The organism is Roseibium sp. AWQ4_254 (genome assembly GCF_056161025.1).
Map to the genome: position 1 here is coordinate 21320 of NZ_JBSWYH010000007.1, position 16806 is coordinate 38125.

Annotated in this window: 12 protein-coding genes; all 12 read left to right on the top strand. The window is 58.6% G+C overall.

What is annotated here, in order from left to right; all coding sequences use genetic code 11:
* The first annotated feature begins 129 nt into the window (after positions 1–129).
* The 12 genes from tssB to ACXAIC_RS06880 are packed head-to-tail and all read left to right on the top strand — an operon-like array spanning position 130 to position 16804.
* The gene (tssB, locus tag ACXAIC_RS06825; protein ID WP_475175033.1) at positions 130–3453 is read left to right on the top strand and encodes a type VI secretion system contractile sheath small subunit; all 3324 of its coding nucleotides are present in this window, start codon (positions 130–132) and stop codon (positions 3451–3453) included.
* Positions 3450–3746, top strand: coding sequence for a hypothetical protein (locus ACXAIC_RS06830; RefSeq protein ID WP_475175034.1), 297 nt, complete (start codon positions 3450–3452; stop codon positions 3744–3746). Before tssB ends, ACXAIC_RS06830 begins: the two co-directional genes overlap by 4 nt.
* A gap of 25 nt (positions 3747–3771) precedes the next feature.
* Positions 3772–5898 carry a type VI secretion system Vgr family protein gene (locus ACXAIC_RS06835; RefSeq protein ID WP_475175035.1) on the top strand — a complete coding sequence of 709 codons (2127 nt, stop codon included), beginning with the start codon at positions 3772–3774 and terminating at the stop codon, positions 5896–5898.
* A 10-nt stretch (positions 5899–5908) separates the two neighbouring features.
* Entirely contained in the window at positions 5909–6550 is a 642-nt protein-coding gene (locus tag ACXAIC_RS06840) for a DUF6931 family protein (protein WP_475175037.1), read from the top strand.
* On the top strand, positions 6547–6837 hold the full coding sequence (locus ACXAIC_RS06845) for a PAAR domain-containing protein (protein WP_475175038.1): 291 nt from the start codon (positions 6547–6549) through the stop codon (positions 6835–6837). The genes ACXAIC_RS06840 and ACXAIC_RS06845 overlap by 4 nt, the downstream gene beginning before the upstream one ends.
* Positions 6838–6853: 16 nt before the next feature.
* On the top strand, positions 6854–8509 hold the full coding sequence (tagH, locus tag ACXAIC_RS06850; protein ID WP_475175039.1) for a type VI secretion system-associated FHA domain protein TagH: 1656 nt from the start codon (positions 6854–6856) through the stop codon (positions 8507–8509).
* 11 nt (positions 8510–8520) lie between these two features.
* Positions 8521–8958, top strand: coding sequence for a type VI secretion system lipoprotein TssJ (gene tssJ / locus ACXAIC_RS06855; protein WP_475175041.1), 438 nt, complete (start codon positions 8521–8523; stop codon positions 8956–8958).
* A 30-nt stretch (positions 8959–8988) separates the two neighbouring features.
* Positions 8989–10320, top strand: coding sequence for a type VI secretion system baseplate subunit TssK (tssK, locus tag ACXAIC_RS06860; RefSeq protein ID WP_475175042.1), 1332 nt, complete (start codon positions 8989–8991; stop codon positions 10318–10320).
* A gap of 25 nt (positions 10321–10345) precedes the next feature.
* Complete coding sequence (gene tssL, locus ACXAIC_RS06865) at positions 10346–11782, top strand: type VI secretion system protein TssL, long form (protein ID WP_475175043.1); 1437 nt, start codon at positions 10346–10348, stop codon at positions 11780–11782.
* Positions 11783–11784: 2 nt separating this feature from the next.
* Positions 11785–15381 carry a type VI secretion system membrane subunit TssM gene (tssM, locus tag ACXAIC_RS06870; RefSeq protein WP_475175045.1) on the top strand — a complete coding sequence of 1199 codons (3597 nt, stop codon included), beginning with the start codon at positions 11785–11787 and terminating at the stop codon, positions 15379–15381.
* Positions 15378–16091 (top strand): type VI secretion system-associated protein TagF, encoded by a 714-nt coding sequence (tagF, locus tag ACXAIC_RS06875; RefSeq protein ID WP_475175046.1) that lies wholly within the window; start codon positions 15378–15380, stop codon positions 16089–16091. The genes tssM and tagF overlap by 4 nt, the downstream gene beginning before the upstream one ends.
* The gene (locus ACXAIC_RS06880; protein WP_475175047.1) at positions 16088–16804 is read left to right on the top strand and encodes a PP2C family protein-serine/threonine phosphatase; all 717 of its coding nucleotides are present in this window, start codon (positions 16088–16090) and stop codon (positions 16802–16804) included. The genes tagF and ACXAIC_RS06880 overlap by 4 nt, the downstream gene beginning before the upstream one ends.
* The last annotated feature ends 2 nt before the right edge of the window (positions 16805–16806 follow it).

The following is a 16806-nucleotide window of genomic DNA, read 5'->3' on the forward strand; positions in this document are numbered from 1 at the left end:
CTGAACAGGAAATTAAAGTTTTTTTACCGCCGGAGCGAACCTCCGGCGGTTCTGCGAGCACTTACAGAGGATCACGGTCGAAAATTGCGGCCCGGATCACCTCTTTAACGAGCTTGCGGAGAGCCTCAGATGTCGACCAGCGGTCAGAAATTCGTTGCGCGAAACCGCGCGCCACGAGTCCAGATCGAGTATGACGTCGAACTCTACGGTGCCGAGAAAAAGGTCCAGCTTCCCTTTGTCATGGGAGTTATGGCGGATCTGACCGGAAAATCAGCCGAAGCGCTGCCATCTGTCAGCGATCGCAAGTTTCTTGAGATAGATGTCGACAACTTCGATGAACGCCTGAAATCCATGAAACCCCGCGCGGCGTTCACCGTGCCGAATACGCTGTCCGGCGAAGGCAATTTATCCGTCGACATCACCTTCGAAAGCCTGGAGGATTTTTCTCCAGCAGCGATTGCGAAGAAGGTCGAGCCTCTGCGAAAGCTGCTGGAGGCGCGCACCCAGCTCGCCCATCTCTCGACCTATATGGACGGAAAGACCGGTGCCGAGGACCTGATCGCCCGGTTGATCGCCGACCCGGCCGCGCTCTCCGCCCTGACCGCTGCGGCGCCAGACAGTGCCACTGCCGATGCCGATGCGGCCCTGGCCGGACTGCGTGAAGCCGCCGCATCAGTTCAAGAGATTGCAGACGATCATTCAGCGGATGTTCTTGAGGCCCTGCGCAACAAACCGGCTGCGCCAGATCTCGAAGACGACCACGCGGAAAAGACCCTGGCTGCCCTGCGCTCCAAGGGAGAAGCAACTCCGGATAAAAATAAAGACGCCAACGCCTCGGTCTCAAATGCCCTGGCGGAGCTGCAGCGCAGCGGAAACGAGATCGAACGGGCAGAAGCAGAGACAAGTCCAGAAGCCGATCTCGCAGCCCTCCTTGCCGTTGACGAAGGTGAAGAGCCTTCCCCTTCTGAAGATGACAGCCACGCTGATGTTCTCAACGCCTTGCGCTCTGCGCCGGTAGAAACCGCCGACGAAGAAGACGATCAGGAGGTCGCACTTCAAAGCCTTCTGTCCACGCTTGACGAAGATCAGCCAGACGATTCTGAGACTGACGAGGCAGCTGCCGTTCTTGAAAGCCTGCGCGAGACCGCTTCGAGCGTCGACACTGCCAACGCCAATGATGAAGATGATGACTTCGATCTGAACGCACTGCTAACAGGGATCGACGATGCCCCTGCAGAAGAGGGCGCATCTGAAGCAGAAGCTGAGATTGAGATAGAGACTGACATCGACCTTAGCGCTAGCGCTGACGCCGATGAAGAGCCACAGCTGAGCGATCTTGACGATGCGATCGAGGAAGAACCGTCCGATGACCTCGCCGCCATGCTGGCAGAACTGGATGACCTGCCTTCAGACCCTGAGAGCGACAGCAGCTCAGATGAAGACTTCGATCTCAACGCACGTCCGGATGGTGATGAGGAGGCAGCCGAAGATGATGCGTCAGACGATCGTGATCTCGACGCCCTGCTAAATTCCCTCGATGAAGAGCCAGCAGGCACTGACGATGCGCTTTCGGGATCCTATTCCGAAGAAGATGATGATGACTTCGCCTCATTGCTGGCTGACCTTGGCGAAGACGACGGCGATGACGAAGAGAGCGATGCTAAGGAAAACGAGCTCCTATCTCCCTTTGGCACGCTGTCCGCGCAGCATCCCGCGGACCGAGACCAGCCCAGAACCAAGTTCCGAATTGCTCTTCTAGGCGATTTCACTGGCCGGGCCAGCCGCGGCGATCTTGAGATCGGAGAGGCTCTGGCGCGCCGCAAGCCAATGAAGTTTGACATCGACAATTTCGAGGATGTCATCGCGCGCTTTGCCACGACCCTGGTGCTGCCGATTGGCGAGGATGGCACTGGCATTGAAGTGCCCCTGAACAGCCTTGATGACCTGCACCCCGATGAACTCTACGAAAATGTCGAGCTGTTTGAAGAACTCTCCGCCTTGCGTCAACGCGTTGCCCGCGATGATGCAGCTGCGATCGAGGAACTGAAAACCTGGGGTTCCGAAAGCGGAGCACGGTCACACCAAAGCCGCGGCCGTGCAAAAGGCAACGCCGTCCCGGCAGACCGCAAGCTCAGCGACTTCCAGTCCCTGATTGGTGACATGCAAGGCAAGCTGGCGAGCCCAAGCGCTGCCGAAGATCTGATCGGTCACATTGTCGGGCCCTATGTGGTCACAGCAGCCGATCAACAACAAGATGAGCTGCTCGCAGCTGTCGACGAAGCGTTGTCCGGCGCCATGCGCACGGTCCTTCATCACCCGGATTTCCAGGCCGTCGAATCTGTCTGGCGCTCTCTTGAGTTCCTGGCACGGCGGGTTGAAACCAACGCCTCCTTCGAAATCGTCCTTTATGACGTTTCTGCAGAAGAATGGGCTGCGGATCTGGCTACTCAGGACGATCTGGCCGACAGCGGCCTGTTCAAGATGCTGGGAGAACAGCCTCGACTTGATGAGGCACAAGGACCGCTCTCCGCAGTCTTCGCCCTCTATACCCTAGAGGAAACGCCTCCCCACGCCGAGCTTCTTGCCAGAATGTCCAAGATCTCCGAGTGGATGAACGCGCCTTTCGTTACTGCTATCTCGGCGCACTTCCTCGATACGCCTAAAAAGGACCGGCATCCTCTCGTCGCAAAGGCCTGGGATGACCTGCGCGCCCTGCCTGAAGCCGCCTATGTCGGGTTGGCGGCGCCGCGCTTCCTTCTGCGCCTTCCATATGGCGCCAAAACCGAGCCGGTTGACCCGTTTGATTTCGAGGAATTCACCCTGCGCAGCGGCCTAAAGGGAATGCTCTGGGCAAATCCGGTGATCTTGAGCGCAACGCTGCTTGCCGCCACAGCCTATAAGTCCGGCAAAGCTATGCGCCTCGGCGAGATCCTGTCTCTGGGCGACATCCCCGTCCACACAATGGTGGACAGCTACGGCGATCAGGTCGCCCTGCCTTGTACAGAGCGCCTTTTGAACACGCGAACCACCGCAGAAGTGGTCGCCCGTGGCTTCATGCCAGTCCTTTCCATCAAGGGACGCGCCGAAATCCGTCAGGGCTCCTTCCAGGCGCTGGGTGCGGGCGAATTGCATGGCCCTTGGGAACTCACCCCCGGCCAAGGCCGACCGAGTTTTGGCACTGAGGTTGCCCTCGGCAAAGCGCCCGAGGCGACAGAAACAGACAGTTTCGCAGACGATCAGGAAGCAGACGACGCGAGCGCGGAAACCCCAGCAGGCGACAACGACGGCGATCCAGATCTGGATCTCGATTTGGACCTCGGCTCTGACGACACCGATGGTGACAGCGCCGATGACGACCTCGACGCGCTGCTCGCTGGCTTGTCTGAAGACAGCGACAGCGATGACGACGAAGAAATGGACCCCGAGTTGGCCGCCCTTCTGGAAAATCTATGATGACAAGCCTTGCCTCCCCCCAAACCGCCGACGAACACGGCATCGTCCTCGCCCAGGTCGGCCCGAGTTACTGGATGCTGTCCGGCACCGATCATATGGACAACCTCCTGTCTGGAGAAGGCGCCTACCCCACTCCGGTCCGCTGCCTTTGCTTCCGCTCTGAGAGCGATCTGGAAGACATGCTGGCTGAGGACCAGGCCACGAGTGACCTGTGGAGCATTCATCCCGGCATCATTGGCCGTCTGAAGCGGCGGAACGAGCTCGTGCTCACCAACGCAACCGAACTTGAATGACGAGCTGAGCGCAAAAGGACCCAGGATGGCGCAGGAAATCGAACACAAGGGACGCAAATCCCGGCTTGAGCTGCCCGGCAAGCTCAAGGGTTGGCTTGTGCGCGCGCAGATCGACGACGGGCTCAGCCGAATTCCGGAGACGACGATCGAGTTCATGTCCAGCGACATCGATATTGACCTGCAGCAGGTCGTTGGAGAGCGGTTGCGTCTGGAGGTCGATGCTCCGGAATACAAGGTCCGCTACTTCCAGGGGCATTGCGTAGCGGCCGAATACCTCGGCTCTCATGCGGGCCGCGGCTACTACCGGGCCAGCGTACGCCCCTGGCTATGGTTTCTCACCCGTTCATCCAACTGCCGCATTTTCCAGGAAAAGACGGTCATTGATGTGATCAAGGAGATCTTCGCCCAATACGGCTTCTCCGACTTCAAGGACATGACCAAGCAGAAGTACCGGAAACGGACTTACTGCGTCCAATATCAGGAATCCGACTTCTCCTTCGTCTCCCGCCTGTTGGAAGAGGAAGGGATTTACTATTTCCACACACATGAAAAGTCGAAGGAAACCCTGGTTCTCGCTGACGACCCGAGCGCCCATAAAGCCATCGAGGACAACGCAGAAATCGACTTCTATTTTCGCGAGGACGTTTACCGCCGGACCAACGACCACATCTTCGAATGGCGGGGAAGCGAGCGTATTCGCACCGGCAAGGTCACCCTTCAGGATTTTGACTTTGAAAAACCAAAGTCGGACCTCAAGTCGGTCAAGGCCCTGCCCAAGGGCAAGCACGCCTATAAGTCCTATGAAGTCTACGAATACCCGGGCCGTCACCGGGATGCCAAAACCGGAGAACACCTGGCACGGGTCAAGGTAGAAGGCTTCGCTTCGGAAGTTCAGCGCTGGCAGGGTGTGTCCAATGTCCGGCAAATGACGGTCGGCTCGAAATTCAAGCTGAAGAAGCATCCGCGCAAGGCCGAAAACGCGGAATATCTGGTCACCTCGGCACGGCATCAGATTCAGATCGATGCGGATATCAAAGACAGCGAATTCATCGAGGCGATCCTGGGAACAGAGCTCGATTTCGACAACACCAACAGCCGCGACATGTACCGCTGTCTGTTCGAAACCCAGCCGGCCGATGCGCCCTTCCGGGCACCACAGCTCACCCCGCGCCCGCAACACCCCGGTGTTCAGACAGCCATTGTGGTCGGAAAAAAGGGTGAGGAAATCTGGACCGACGAATACGGCCGGGTAAAAGTCCAGTTCCACTGGGACCGAGACGGAAAACGGGATGACCGGTCTTCCTGCTGGATCCGAACTGCTGTGCCCTGGAGCGGCAAGAGCTGGGGGGCTGTCAGTGTCCCTAGGATTGGCCAGGAAGTTATCGTCCAATTCGAGGATGGAGACCTCGACCGTCCGATCATCACCGGCATGGTCTACAACGGCGACACCAAAGTGCCCTACGCCCTTCCGGCCAATCAGACACAGAGTGGCGTAAAGACCCACAGTTCCAAGGGCGGCGGCGGATTCAACGAACTTGTCTTTGAAGACAAGAAGGACGCGGAATTCGTCCGCTTTCAGTCCGAGCGCGATTACAAGCAGATCATCAAGAACAACGCTGAGATCACGGTCGGTCTGGAGCATAAGAAGGGCGGCACCTACACCCAGACCATCCACGGAAACAAGACCGAAACAATTCGTGAAGGCAACCACGCCTTCACGGTCGCCAAGGGCGAGGAAACAGTTTCGATCGCCAAGTCCCGCAAGACGGCCATCGGTGCCGATGACACGCTGGCTGTCGCAAGCGACCAGATCGTGGGGATCAAGGGCAAGAAGACCGACAACATTTCCCAGAATTATGTCATCGACGTCGGAGCCGCCCTCTCGATCTCGGCGAACACCAAGATCACCCTGAAATGCGGGGCGTCCACGCTAGAACTCACACCGAGTAAAGTCACGATCTCCTCGCCGCAGCTGGAAATAGAGGCCAGTGCCGTCGCTAAACTGACTGCAGGCGGACAATTGAAAATGGAAGGGAAAGGCCAAGCGGAACTGAAGGGCGGCGGCATGTTGAAGGTCGAAGGCGGTGGAATGACCCAGGTAAAATCTTCGGGTCTTCTGATCGCCAAAGGCTCCCTCACGATGATCAATTGAGGAGGCTTTGATGACCGCACGTACGTCCTTTTCCGCCCTGAAGAAACTGTCCGGCGCACCGGCTGCAAAATTGCTGTCCGAGGGCAACGCCGTTCTGCAAACTTCGATCGACGCGCCAGCAAACGCATCGGTTGCCGAGGTTCTGGCGGAACTCGAGTCCAAAGACGCTTTGCTCGACATGCTTCAGCTTCTGGCCCATGCGCTACCTGCACGGGAAGCTATTTGGTGGGCCTGCCTTTCGGCCCGTGAGACTGTAGCAGAAGGCGCAGCTCTTCCGCCGCCGTTGAGAGCTGCAGAAGCCTGGGTCTTTCAGCCCGGCGAGGACACAAGGGCCGCGGCCCGCGACGCTCTCGACACCGCTTCGAACGAAGATGAAACCGTTCTTTGCGCAATGGCGGCGGCGTTCGCCGCGGGCACACTCGGCCCCGGGGAACTTGAAGACTATGACGCACCGCCAGGCGCCGTCGGCGCAGCGGCCTTCGGCATGGCCCTGACCGCGCTTTATCACCACGAAAACGGGGTGGAAGAACGTGGTCAGCGCCTGCTTGCCCGCGCGCTCGACATCGCCCGCGGCGGCAATGGCAACGTTCCCCAATCCACCAAACAGGCCGACCGCTCTGCCCGGACCTCCGAAGAGGAGTCTCATCCATGACCTTGCCCGCTGCCCGGGTCGGCGACAATCACGTTTGTCCAATGATCACCGGCGTTATCCCGCATGTTGGCGGTCCAATCGTTGTCCCCTGCCCGACCGTCCTGATCGGAAAGATGCCTGCAGCAACAGCCACCGCCATGGCTGTCTGCATCGGCCCTCCGGACTTGATCGCCAAGGGATCGACAAAGGTACTTACCGGCAAGAAACCCCAGGCACGCCTCAGCGACACCTGCAGCCATGGCGGCATGATTGTCATGGGCTGCCCAACCGTTCTGATCGGTGGCTAAAGCGATGAACTTGGTCTTGCGCGCGTTGAATTCCGGCACCTTGCCAAACAACCAGAACGAAGTGGCCATGAAGGATGGTGTCCTGACCATCGGCCGCGGCGAGGAAAACGACCTGTCCTTGCCCGATCCGGATCGCCTGCTTTCGAAGCGCCACTGCGTCCTGGAAGAACGCAACGGCGACTATGTCATCATCGACACGAGTACAAACGGCACGTACCTCAACTATGGAACGGAGAGGATCGGAAACATTCCGACGCCGATCAGCCATGGCGATGTGCTGCAACTGGGCGGCTTCGAGCTTATTGTGGAAATCTATTCGGATGCGGCGCCTTCACAGGAACCGCTTCCACCCGCCGAAGACAGCCTCGCCCTTCCCAACGCCCGGCTGCAAGAAGCCACTCCGACCGACCTGGATGATCCGCTCGACAACGGCTCGGAACCCTGGGATTCCTACTTTGACGAACCTCTGGACGGTCCTAGTCCGGATGCAACGCCATCTGCCCTTGCGCGAAGCAGCAACCAAAGCGACCCGCTCGACTGGAAAGACCCTCTTGATGCGGGCGCTCCCATCGGTGCGGACGATCTACTTGGACCCTCTCGTGGATCATCGCTGCTGGGCGATTTCGCACCGCCCGCCCAGTACAGCGGTTCAAGTGCCGCGGACCATAGCCGCTCCGAACAGGACTATTTCCCGGCACCCTCTGTCCAGTCCTCGATGATCCCCGACGACTGGGACAGCCCGTTGACCTCGCATGGTGTTTCGGCCCAAGCACCCGAACCGGAAACACAGATCCCCCCGGCACAATCTTCAGCGCCCGATGCGATATCAGGTTTTCCGGAATCCGATCCGCTGGACGATTTTTTGAAATCAGAACCTGACGACCTGTCTGGCGGGATATCCGGTCCATTCGACACCCAGGAGCCAGCCTCTTCAACGCCCCCTGCTCCGGCTGCCGAAGCCCAGCATGTCCCGCCACGCGCATCGCCGGTCCCTCAGCACGAGCAATCAATGCAAGATGTGCCAACACCGGCACAAATTCCTGCATCTGCGCCACCGCCAGCGCCAGCACCGGCAGCAACACCAGCATCTGCGCAAGATGCGGCAATGCGTGCCTTTCTGACCGGTTCCGGTGCCGATCATCTCAAGATTCCCGAAGATGAAATTCTGGAAACCATGGAGCGCATGGGGAGCGTCTTCGCGGCGATGGTCACCGGCATGCGCGAGATCCTGATGGCGCGGGCGTCCATCAAAAGCGAGATGCGGATGAACCGGACTATGGTCGGAAGCGGCGAAAATAATCCGCTGAAGTTCTCGATCAGTCCGGAACAGGCCGTGGAAGCCATGATCCGCCCGTCCGTACGAGGCTATCTCGACGCTGAAACAGCTACGATCCAGGCCTTTGGCGACATTCGGGCCCATGAGCTTGCAATGATGTCGGGTATGGAGGCCGCGCTCAAGGATCTGCTCGTCCGCCTCGACCCGGCACAACTCTCGACGCGAATTGAAACCGGTTCCTCTCTCGGAGGACTGCTGGGCGGCAAAAAGGCCAAATACTGGGAGGCCTACGAGAAGATGTACTCCCAGATCTCAAGAGAAACCGAAGACGACTTTCAGTCCACGTTCGGGCGTGAATTCATCCGCGCCTACGAAGATCAACTCAAGAAGCTTTGACAGGACCAATCATGCATATCAAATCAGCAATCATAGCCGTTTTCAGCCTTTTCCTTCTGGCAGGTTGCGTCTCCAGCGGCCCGGCGCCGACCACGGTTGATCTTGCGATTTCCGGCGCGGCAAACATGAATGGCGGAGCACCGGCGAAGGTCAAGGTCTACTACCTGGCGTCGCCCGCGACCTTCCGGTCCTCGGATTTCTTCTCCCTGTTCAATTCCGCCCAGGCAACGCTCGGGACGGACCTCATTGCCGTTGATGAATTCCAACTCGCACCGGGCCGCACGAAGACCGATGCAAGATCTGTCGCCGGCACCCCGGTTGCCGTTGGTGTTGTAGCCGCCTTCCGCGACATAGATGGCGCCCGTTTCAAGGCCGTCAAACGGCTTACTCCAAACTCTGAAAACCGTGTCCGCGTGACTATTTCCGGCACCACAGTCTCGGTTCGATAACAACGGCACGGCCAAAGGAGGACCCTGAGCGTGTCCTGGGAAAACAAGGTTGTCTGGCAGGAGGGTCTCTTCCTTCAGCCTCACCACTTCCAACAAAATGATCGCTATGTCGAGGCGCTCGTGTCCGGTGTCGCTTCCGCTTCCGCCCCCTATCTTTGGGGCCTGCGGGAGCTGACGCTGGATGAGGAACTCCTGAAACTGGGAAAGATTGCCATAAAGTCGTGCAAGGGCCTGACCCCTGACGGGGTGACCTTCCGGGTCCCTCAGACAGAGGACCATCCTACTGCTCTCGACGTTCCGAACACTGTCAAGAACGCGGTGGTCTATCTTGCGATCCCGATACGGCGTCAGGGTGCCGTAGAAGTCGACACGACGGGCGCCGAAACCACGATGACCCGCTATCTGGTCGAAGAGGTGGAGATTTCTGACAGCATGGGTCATGAGCGCCGCACTGTCCCGGTGGCCGTCGGCAAATTGCGCCTGCAACTGGCCCTTGATCTCGACGACCTGTCGGACCAGATGGTCATTCCGATAGCCCGGATCATAGAAGTCCGGCAGGACGGGGAAATCATCCTCGACCGTTCCTTCATACCCACATGCCTGGATGCCCGCGCTGCCCCGCCGCTTCACGGGTTTTTAAGCGAACTCGAAGGTCTGTTGAGCCACCGGGCCGAAGCCCTTGCAGGCCGTCTGGGCGAGGGCGGCGGAAAGGGCGTTGCAGAGGTTGCCGACTTCATGCTGCTGGTTTCCATCAACCGCGCACTTCCCCTCGTCCGGCATATTCTCGCGATCGAAAACGCACATCCTCAGATGATCTATCAGATGCTGGTCAGCCTCACCGGCGAGGTGGCGACCTTCATGACTGCTGAAAAGCTGTCTGGCCAGTTTCCGGCTTACCAGCACAATGATCTGACCAATGTCTTTCAGCCCGTCTTCCGCATCTTGCGCCAGCACCTCAGTTCGGTTCTGGAACAGGGAGCTGTGTCCATTCCGATCGAACCGCGCAAATACGGCGTGTCGGTGGCAATGATCACGGACAAGCGCCTTTTGGCATCGGCAACATTCGTCCTTGCCGCGAAAGCGTCCGTCCCGGCGGAAAGTGTCCGGCGGTATTTTCCCACACAAGCCAAGCTCGGCCCGGTCGAACAAATCCGGCAACTCGTCAATTCCGCGTTGCCCGGGATTGCCATGCGGCCTCTTCCGGTTGCCCCCCGGCAAGTCCCCTATCACTCCGGTGTTGTCTATTTCGAGCTCGATTCCGACAGCACCTACTGGAAACAAATGACCACATCCGGCGGCCTCGCCATCCACGTGGCTGGCGATTTCCCAGACCTGGACCTGCAACTCTGGGCTATCCGCTAACCCGCTGAACTTTGAGGAAAGACCGATGAATCGCGACGATCCTTTTGCCGAACCATTCGACACGGACAAAACGGTGATCCGTCCCAACCCGGCCGGACGCCGGCCGGCTGCGCCAACCCCAATGCCGCCGCCCAGCGCCAGCGGGAATTCCGGAACGCAAGCTGAACGTCAGGAAGCATCGCAAAATGTCAGCGGACGCTCTCCTCAACCACAAGCACCATCCACTCAGCCTTCCGGTCCTTCGCCGGCAATTCCGCTGAACCAGGCCTATGCCGGCATGAACCCGCTCAATGCCGCTGCGTCACCTCTCTTTGCACTCGCCGCCCGTATCCGCAACCGCGCGCAGCACTCCAATCCCGCTGACCTGCGCGAAAGCGTGATCGCCGAGGTCCGCGCCTTTGGCAACAGAGCGTTGGAAGCGGGCATCGCTGCCGAAACCGTGCGTCTCGCCCGCTATGCCATTTGCGCGACTATCGATGATGTCGTCCTCAATACGCCGTGGGGCGGACAGAGCATTTGGACCCAGCAGAGCATTGTCGGCACCTTCCACAAGGAAACCTATGGCGGTGACCGCTTTTTCGATCTTCTAACTCGTTTGGAAAAGGCTCCCTCGCAAAACCTGGTCCTGCTGGAGTTCTTTTATGTCTGCCTCAGCCTGGGCTTCGAGGGCCGGCTTCGTGTCGCAGACCGCGGAAACGAAAAACACCTGTCCATCCGCGACGGTCTGGCACGCCTTATCCGCACCCATCGGGGCTCGGCCGATCCGTCCCTGTCTCCGCACTGGAGGGGCCAGCATTCGCCGCACCGGCTTTTGTCAGTCTGGACACCCCTATTCATCACCAGCGGAGCGGCTCTTGCAGCTATCTGTCTGACCTTCTTCATTTTCTCCTTTTTGCTGAGAGGAGACACTCAAGCCCTCGGCGCACAAATCGCAGCGCTCGATTTCAATGGACCGATCGAACTGGACCGACCGGCGCCACCGCCACCACCACCGCCGCCACCGCCGCCTGAATCCGAAGAAGTGAAGACGATCGAAAACGTTTCGGCCTTCCTTCAGCCGGAGATCGACGAAGGCCTGGTTACCGTCACCGGTGAAGGCAACTCCCTGACCATCAACATTGCCGGAAAGGGCATGTTTGCGTCTGCCTCCGACCAGCTCGATCCGCGTTTCCAAGAAATCATGGATCGGGTGGCAAAAGCCCTCGGAGACGAGGAAGGCCGCATTAGCGTGGTTGGTCACTCCGACAACATTCCAATCCGAACGGCACGGTTTCCATCCAATCTGGAACTCTCCCTCGCCCGTGCCAAGTCCGTCATGCAGCGCATTTCGACTTCACTGGAAGACAAGGGCCGCATCAGCGCCGAAGGCCGCGCGGATCGGAACCCAGTTGCTTCCAACGACACGGCTGACGGCCGAGCCAAGAACCGTCGCATCGAAATCATCCTCGTGAAGGCAGGTTGACCATGTTGAACAAAATCATTGCCCGCGTCTTCAGCACCATCGGCCTTCTGATCATCTTCAGCCTGATCCTGGCCATCAGCATCTGGTATCTGGGGCCCCTGCTCGCCATCGGCAATTTCCGCCCCCTTGACAGCATCAGCCAGCGTCTTGTCGCCCTGGCTGCGATTGCCGCAATCAACGCGATTGCGATCCTAGCCATATTGCTTGTGCGGCGCTCCCGCGACCGGAAAATGGCCGATGCCATAACAAGCGGCGGTGCTCAAGCGCCCCGGAATACCGAGGATGAAACTGTTCAGGCGGAACTGGACGAGCTGCGCAAGCGCTTTACCGAAGCCATGGCTTTCCTGCGCAAATCCAAGCTCGGTGGGCGATTCAGAACACGCTATCTCTACCAGCTCCCCTGGTACATCATCATCGGCCCTCCTGGTGCGGGAAAGACGACCGCAATCGTCAATTCCGGGCTCCGCTTTCCCTTGGCCGAACGCATGGGCAAGACGGCGATCAGCGGAATTGGCGGAACGCGGAACTGTGATTGGTGGTTCACCAACGAAGCCGTTCTGATTGACACCGCTGGCCGTTACACGACCCAGGATAGTCAGCGGGATGTGGACGCCAAGGCCTGGACCGGTTTTCTCGATATGCTCAAGAAGTATCGCCGCCGTCAGCCCATCAATGGCGTGATGATCGCAATCAGCCTGTCTGATCTATCCCTGTCGAATGAACAAGAACGGCAGGAGCACGCCCAGGCCATACGGACTCGTCTGCATGAGCTGCGCCAAAAGCTTGGCGTGCGGTTCCCGGTCTATATTCTCTTCACGAAGGTCGATCTGATCGCCGGCTTCCAGGAATTTTTCGACAATCTGGGAGCACAAGACCGCGAGCAGGTTTGGGGCTTTACTCTGACCCACGACAAAAATGACCGTTCGACCAACCCGATCTCTGCTTTTGATACGGAATTTACGGCTCTCGTTGGCCAAATCTCCAATCTCAGCCTGGAGCGTATGCAGGCCGAAACAGACTATCAGCGTCGCAGCCTGATTGCAGGTTTTCCGGACCAGTTCGCGTCGCTGCGTTCGACCGCCGAGGGCTTTCTCGGTGAAATCCTTCAGGACAGCCGATACGAGGACAGCCAGTTCCTGCGCGGTGTCTATTTCACTTCCGGCACCCAGGAAGGTACGCCGATCGACCGGATGATGATGGGCATGTCCCAGACGTTCGGCATCGGTCGCCAGGCAATCGGAACCGGGCGCGGGCAAGGGAGAAGCTATTTCCTGACCCGGTTGCTGAACCAAGTTATTTTTCCCGAATCCGGACTTGTCTCGGCCGACGACGTTGTTGAACGCCGGTATCGGTGGCTCAAGCGCGGCATCATTGCCACAGGAGTGGTTGCCCTTTTCGCTACAGGTGGTGTCTGGACCAACAGTTATCTTGGAAACGTTACTTTGGTTGATGGTGCCCGCGCGCAGATCGAAGAGTTTCAGGAAATCCGCCGCGAGATACCAGGCAATCCGATTGCCGATGCAAACCTGGTACCTGTTGTTCCAGCCCTGAACAAACTAAGAGACCTCCCCGGCAACCCGGCGGCGACTGACCCCGAGCCGCCCTTGGAGCTGACCTTCGGTCTCTATCAAGGTGACACGATCGGCACCGTGTCCGCACAGACCTATCGGGGTGCCCTCAATGCCCTCCTGCTTCCGCGCCTTTTATTCCGCCTGGAAGAACAGTTGCAGGCCAACATCAACAATCCCGATTTTTTGTTTGAAGGATTGAAAGTCTACCTGATGCTCGGCCTGCAAGGCGCCATGGATGCTCCAACAGTCAGAAGCTGGATGACCGCGGACTGGGCGCTGGAATTTCCTGGCCAGACCGAATTGCAGGCGGATCTCGCCGACCACCTGGATGAGCTGCTGAGCCAGCCCATGCGCCGCATTGGCCTGAACGGCCCTCTCGTGGAGCAAATCCAGTCCCTTCTGGCTGAAACCCCGCTGGCGGAACGTATCTATCAGAGCATTGTCACGTCTCCGGTGGCCAAGGCCCTGCCTCCGTTCCGTATCACGGATGCGGGTGGCCCGGCCGTGTCGCGCGTCTTTCTCAGAACATCAGGCAAGCCGCTGAGCGCGGGCGTAGAAGGAGTCTACACCCACGCGGGGTTCTACGAGTACTTTCTCCCCCAACTCGCCACCGTCGAGACACGGGTGAAATTCCAGAGCCTTGTGCTCGGTTCAAAGGCAGAAGAAGTCACGCCGGAAACACTCGACCGTCTCGACCGGGATGTTTTGGCCCTTTATGAAAACGACTTCGTCTCCCGCTATGACGAGCTTCTTTCAGACGTCGACATCATCCCGATGGAAAGCGTCGGACAAGCAACCCAGGTCGTCAACATTCTGTCCGGCCCGACGTCCCCAATCCGCAACATCCTGAACTCTGTCGCAAGAGAAACCCGGCTGACCCGTCTCCCCGGCGGCGTAGCTGCCAAAAGCTCCGCTGTGTCGGCGGCAGCAGGCTTTGCCAAAGACGAAGCAATCTCATCGATCGACGCAACCCGGCTTTCCGTTGTTGGCGCATTGGTCTCCAGCGTAGAAGCCGCAAGTGGCGGTGCAAAGGAAATTCCTCCAGGATTCTTTGTTGAAGAACGGTTCCGCCCACTGCATGAACTGGTGAATTCTTCCGAAGGTGTACCATCCCGTCTCGACGAGGTGATGCAGCAGATGGTCGCCATTTTTGACCAGCTCAATCGTTTGTCCCTTGGCCAAAACTCCGGCACAGCGATCGTCAGCAACCGGGCAACCCCTTCTGACGAACTTCAGGCAACCGCGACGCTCCTTCCCAATCCGTTGCAGCGTTGGGCCAACCAGGTGGTCGCAGTGTCCTCCGGCGCGGCTGTTGGCGGAGCCAGAACCGAACTCAACGGCAAATGGCAAGCTGATGTTCTTCCCTTTTGCCAACAGGCAATCAATGGGCGGTATCCAATCGATCCGCAAGCAAAGGCGGACATCACAATCGCGGACTTCGGCAAGCTGTTTGCCCCCGACGGACTGATCGACGGTTTTTTCAAGGAGAACCTTGTCCCCTTCGTCGACACCACCACCGATCCTTGGCGGCTTCGGCGGGTGAACGGTGTCGATATCGGGATTTCCAACGCTGTCATTGCCCAGTTTCAGAAGGCACGCGAAATCCGCGACAGCTTCTTTTTGACAGCCGGTCCGCCCTCTATCAGGTTCGACATCAAACCGGTCGCTCTTGATCCGAACGTTGAACAGGTCGTGGTCGAAATTGACGGACAACCGGTGACTTATGCCCACGGACCACCCGAAGTCACGCCTCTCGTATGGCCTGGGCAAGGCAGCGGTGGCCGCACGCGTGTCACAGTCTCTCCGTCCCGTCCGGACCTGAAGAACACGATTCAGATGGATGGACCCTGGGCCTGGTTCCGCCTGCTCGATACCGCAGAGGTGCGCCGAACCAATGTGTCAGACCGTAACCGGGTGATCTTCAATCTTGGAGGACGCATCGCGATCTTTCAGCTGCGCGCAGGATCCGCCTTGAACCCGTTCACTGTCACCGCTCTCGAGAATTTCGCCTGCCCGAGTTCCCTATGACCCAGAATGAATGGACGGTCGGCTGGTTCGGAAAGCTTCCTTGCGTGGGTGATTTCATCCGCGCAGGTTTGTCGCCACAATTCATTTCGGCCTGGGATAGCTGGATGCAAACCATGGTGGCCGCCGGCAGCGAAGCACTCCAGGAGAACTGGCTGGGCAGTTACATGACAGCACCCATATGGCGCTTTGCCCTGCCACGGGATGTCTGTGGCCCCAATGCGGCTGCCGGTATCTTCATGCCAAGCGTTGACCGGGTGGGAAGGCAATTTCCGTTTTGCCTTTGTGTCGAAGATCAATCCGAAGATGGGCAGGCATCCGCCTGGGATCTCTATCAGGGTCTCTCCCCGATCTACGAGAACTTGGAAAATATAGCCCTTTCCATGCTCGACGACGGCGCGACAATTGATGCACTCCAGGGAGCATTGAGCACCTTGCCGGAACGCCAGGAGACAACTGTGTCCGTCACTGCAACGCACCTGGGAAACGCAGATCTGATTGCTTGCGATGACACCGTCGAACGCCAATTGACCAACCTCGCGGCCCGAAGTGGCGCGACCCTTTGGGTCTCCGCAATTGAGGACATCCATCGGACCATGGTGTGCCGGGGAATGCCTGAAAGCCGGAATCTGGCCGCGGTATTTTTCGATTTCAACGCTCCGGTCTGGAACCCCGGCCATCAGGGCTCCAATCAACTTGAAGGCAATGAATGACGGATCGTATCCGAGCCCACAGCGCCCGCACCCATGTCGGCCGGGTTCGCAAGGTAAACGAGGATTCGATCCTCTTGCGCCCGGATATCGCACTTTGGGTCGTCAGCGATGGCATGGGGGGGCACATTGGTGGTGAGTTTGCCAGCCAGGCAATCGTGGAAGCCCTGAACGAGCTTCCATCGGACCTCCAGCCAGCCGACGTCATGACGGAGGCACGCACGGCCCTCCATCAGGCTCATGCCAGGATAAAAGACGAAGCTGGCCGGCGCGCGCAGGGTACCATCGGAGCTACAGTCGTGTTGCTCGCTCTATCGCACGAACACTTTTTGTGCCTTTGGGTCGGAGACAGCCGGCTATATCGTCTCCGGGAAGGCGTACTGAGCATGGTCAGCTTTGATCATTCCGTTGTCGGCGAACTGGTCGAACAAGGGCAAATGACCTGGGAAGAGGCTGATAAATCCGATATCAGCAACCAGATCACACGGGCTGTTGGTGTTGGCGACGTATTGGAAATCGACAAGCGCCGGGGCAACATCCTCCCGGGCGATCGCTTTCTGCTGTGTTCTGACGGCCTGTCGCAATATGCGAACGACCAGCTCCTGCGCCAGTATCTGATGGAAAAACCCATTGATACTCTAGCCGACGACCTCCTGGCCGTCGCTCTCAGCGCCGGGGCATCGGACAATGTCTCTGTCATTGCGGTGGAGGTCTGACA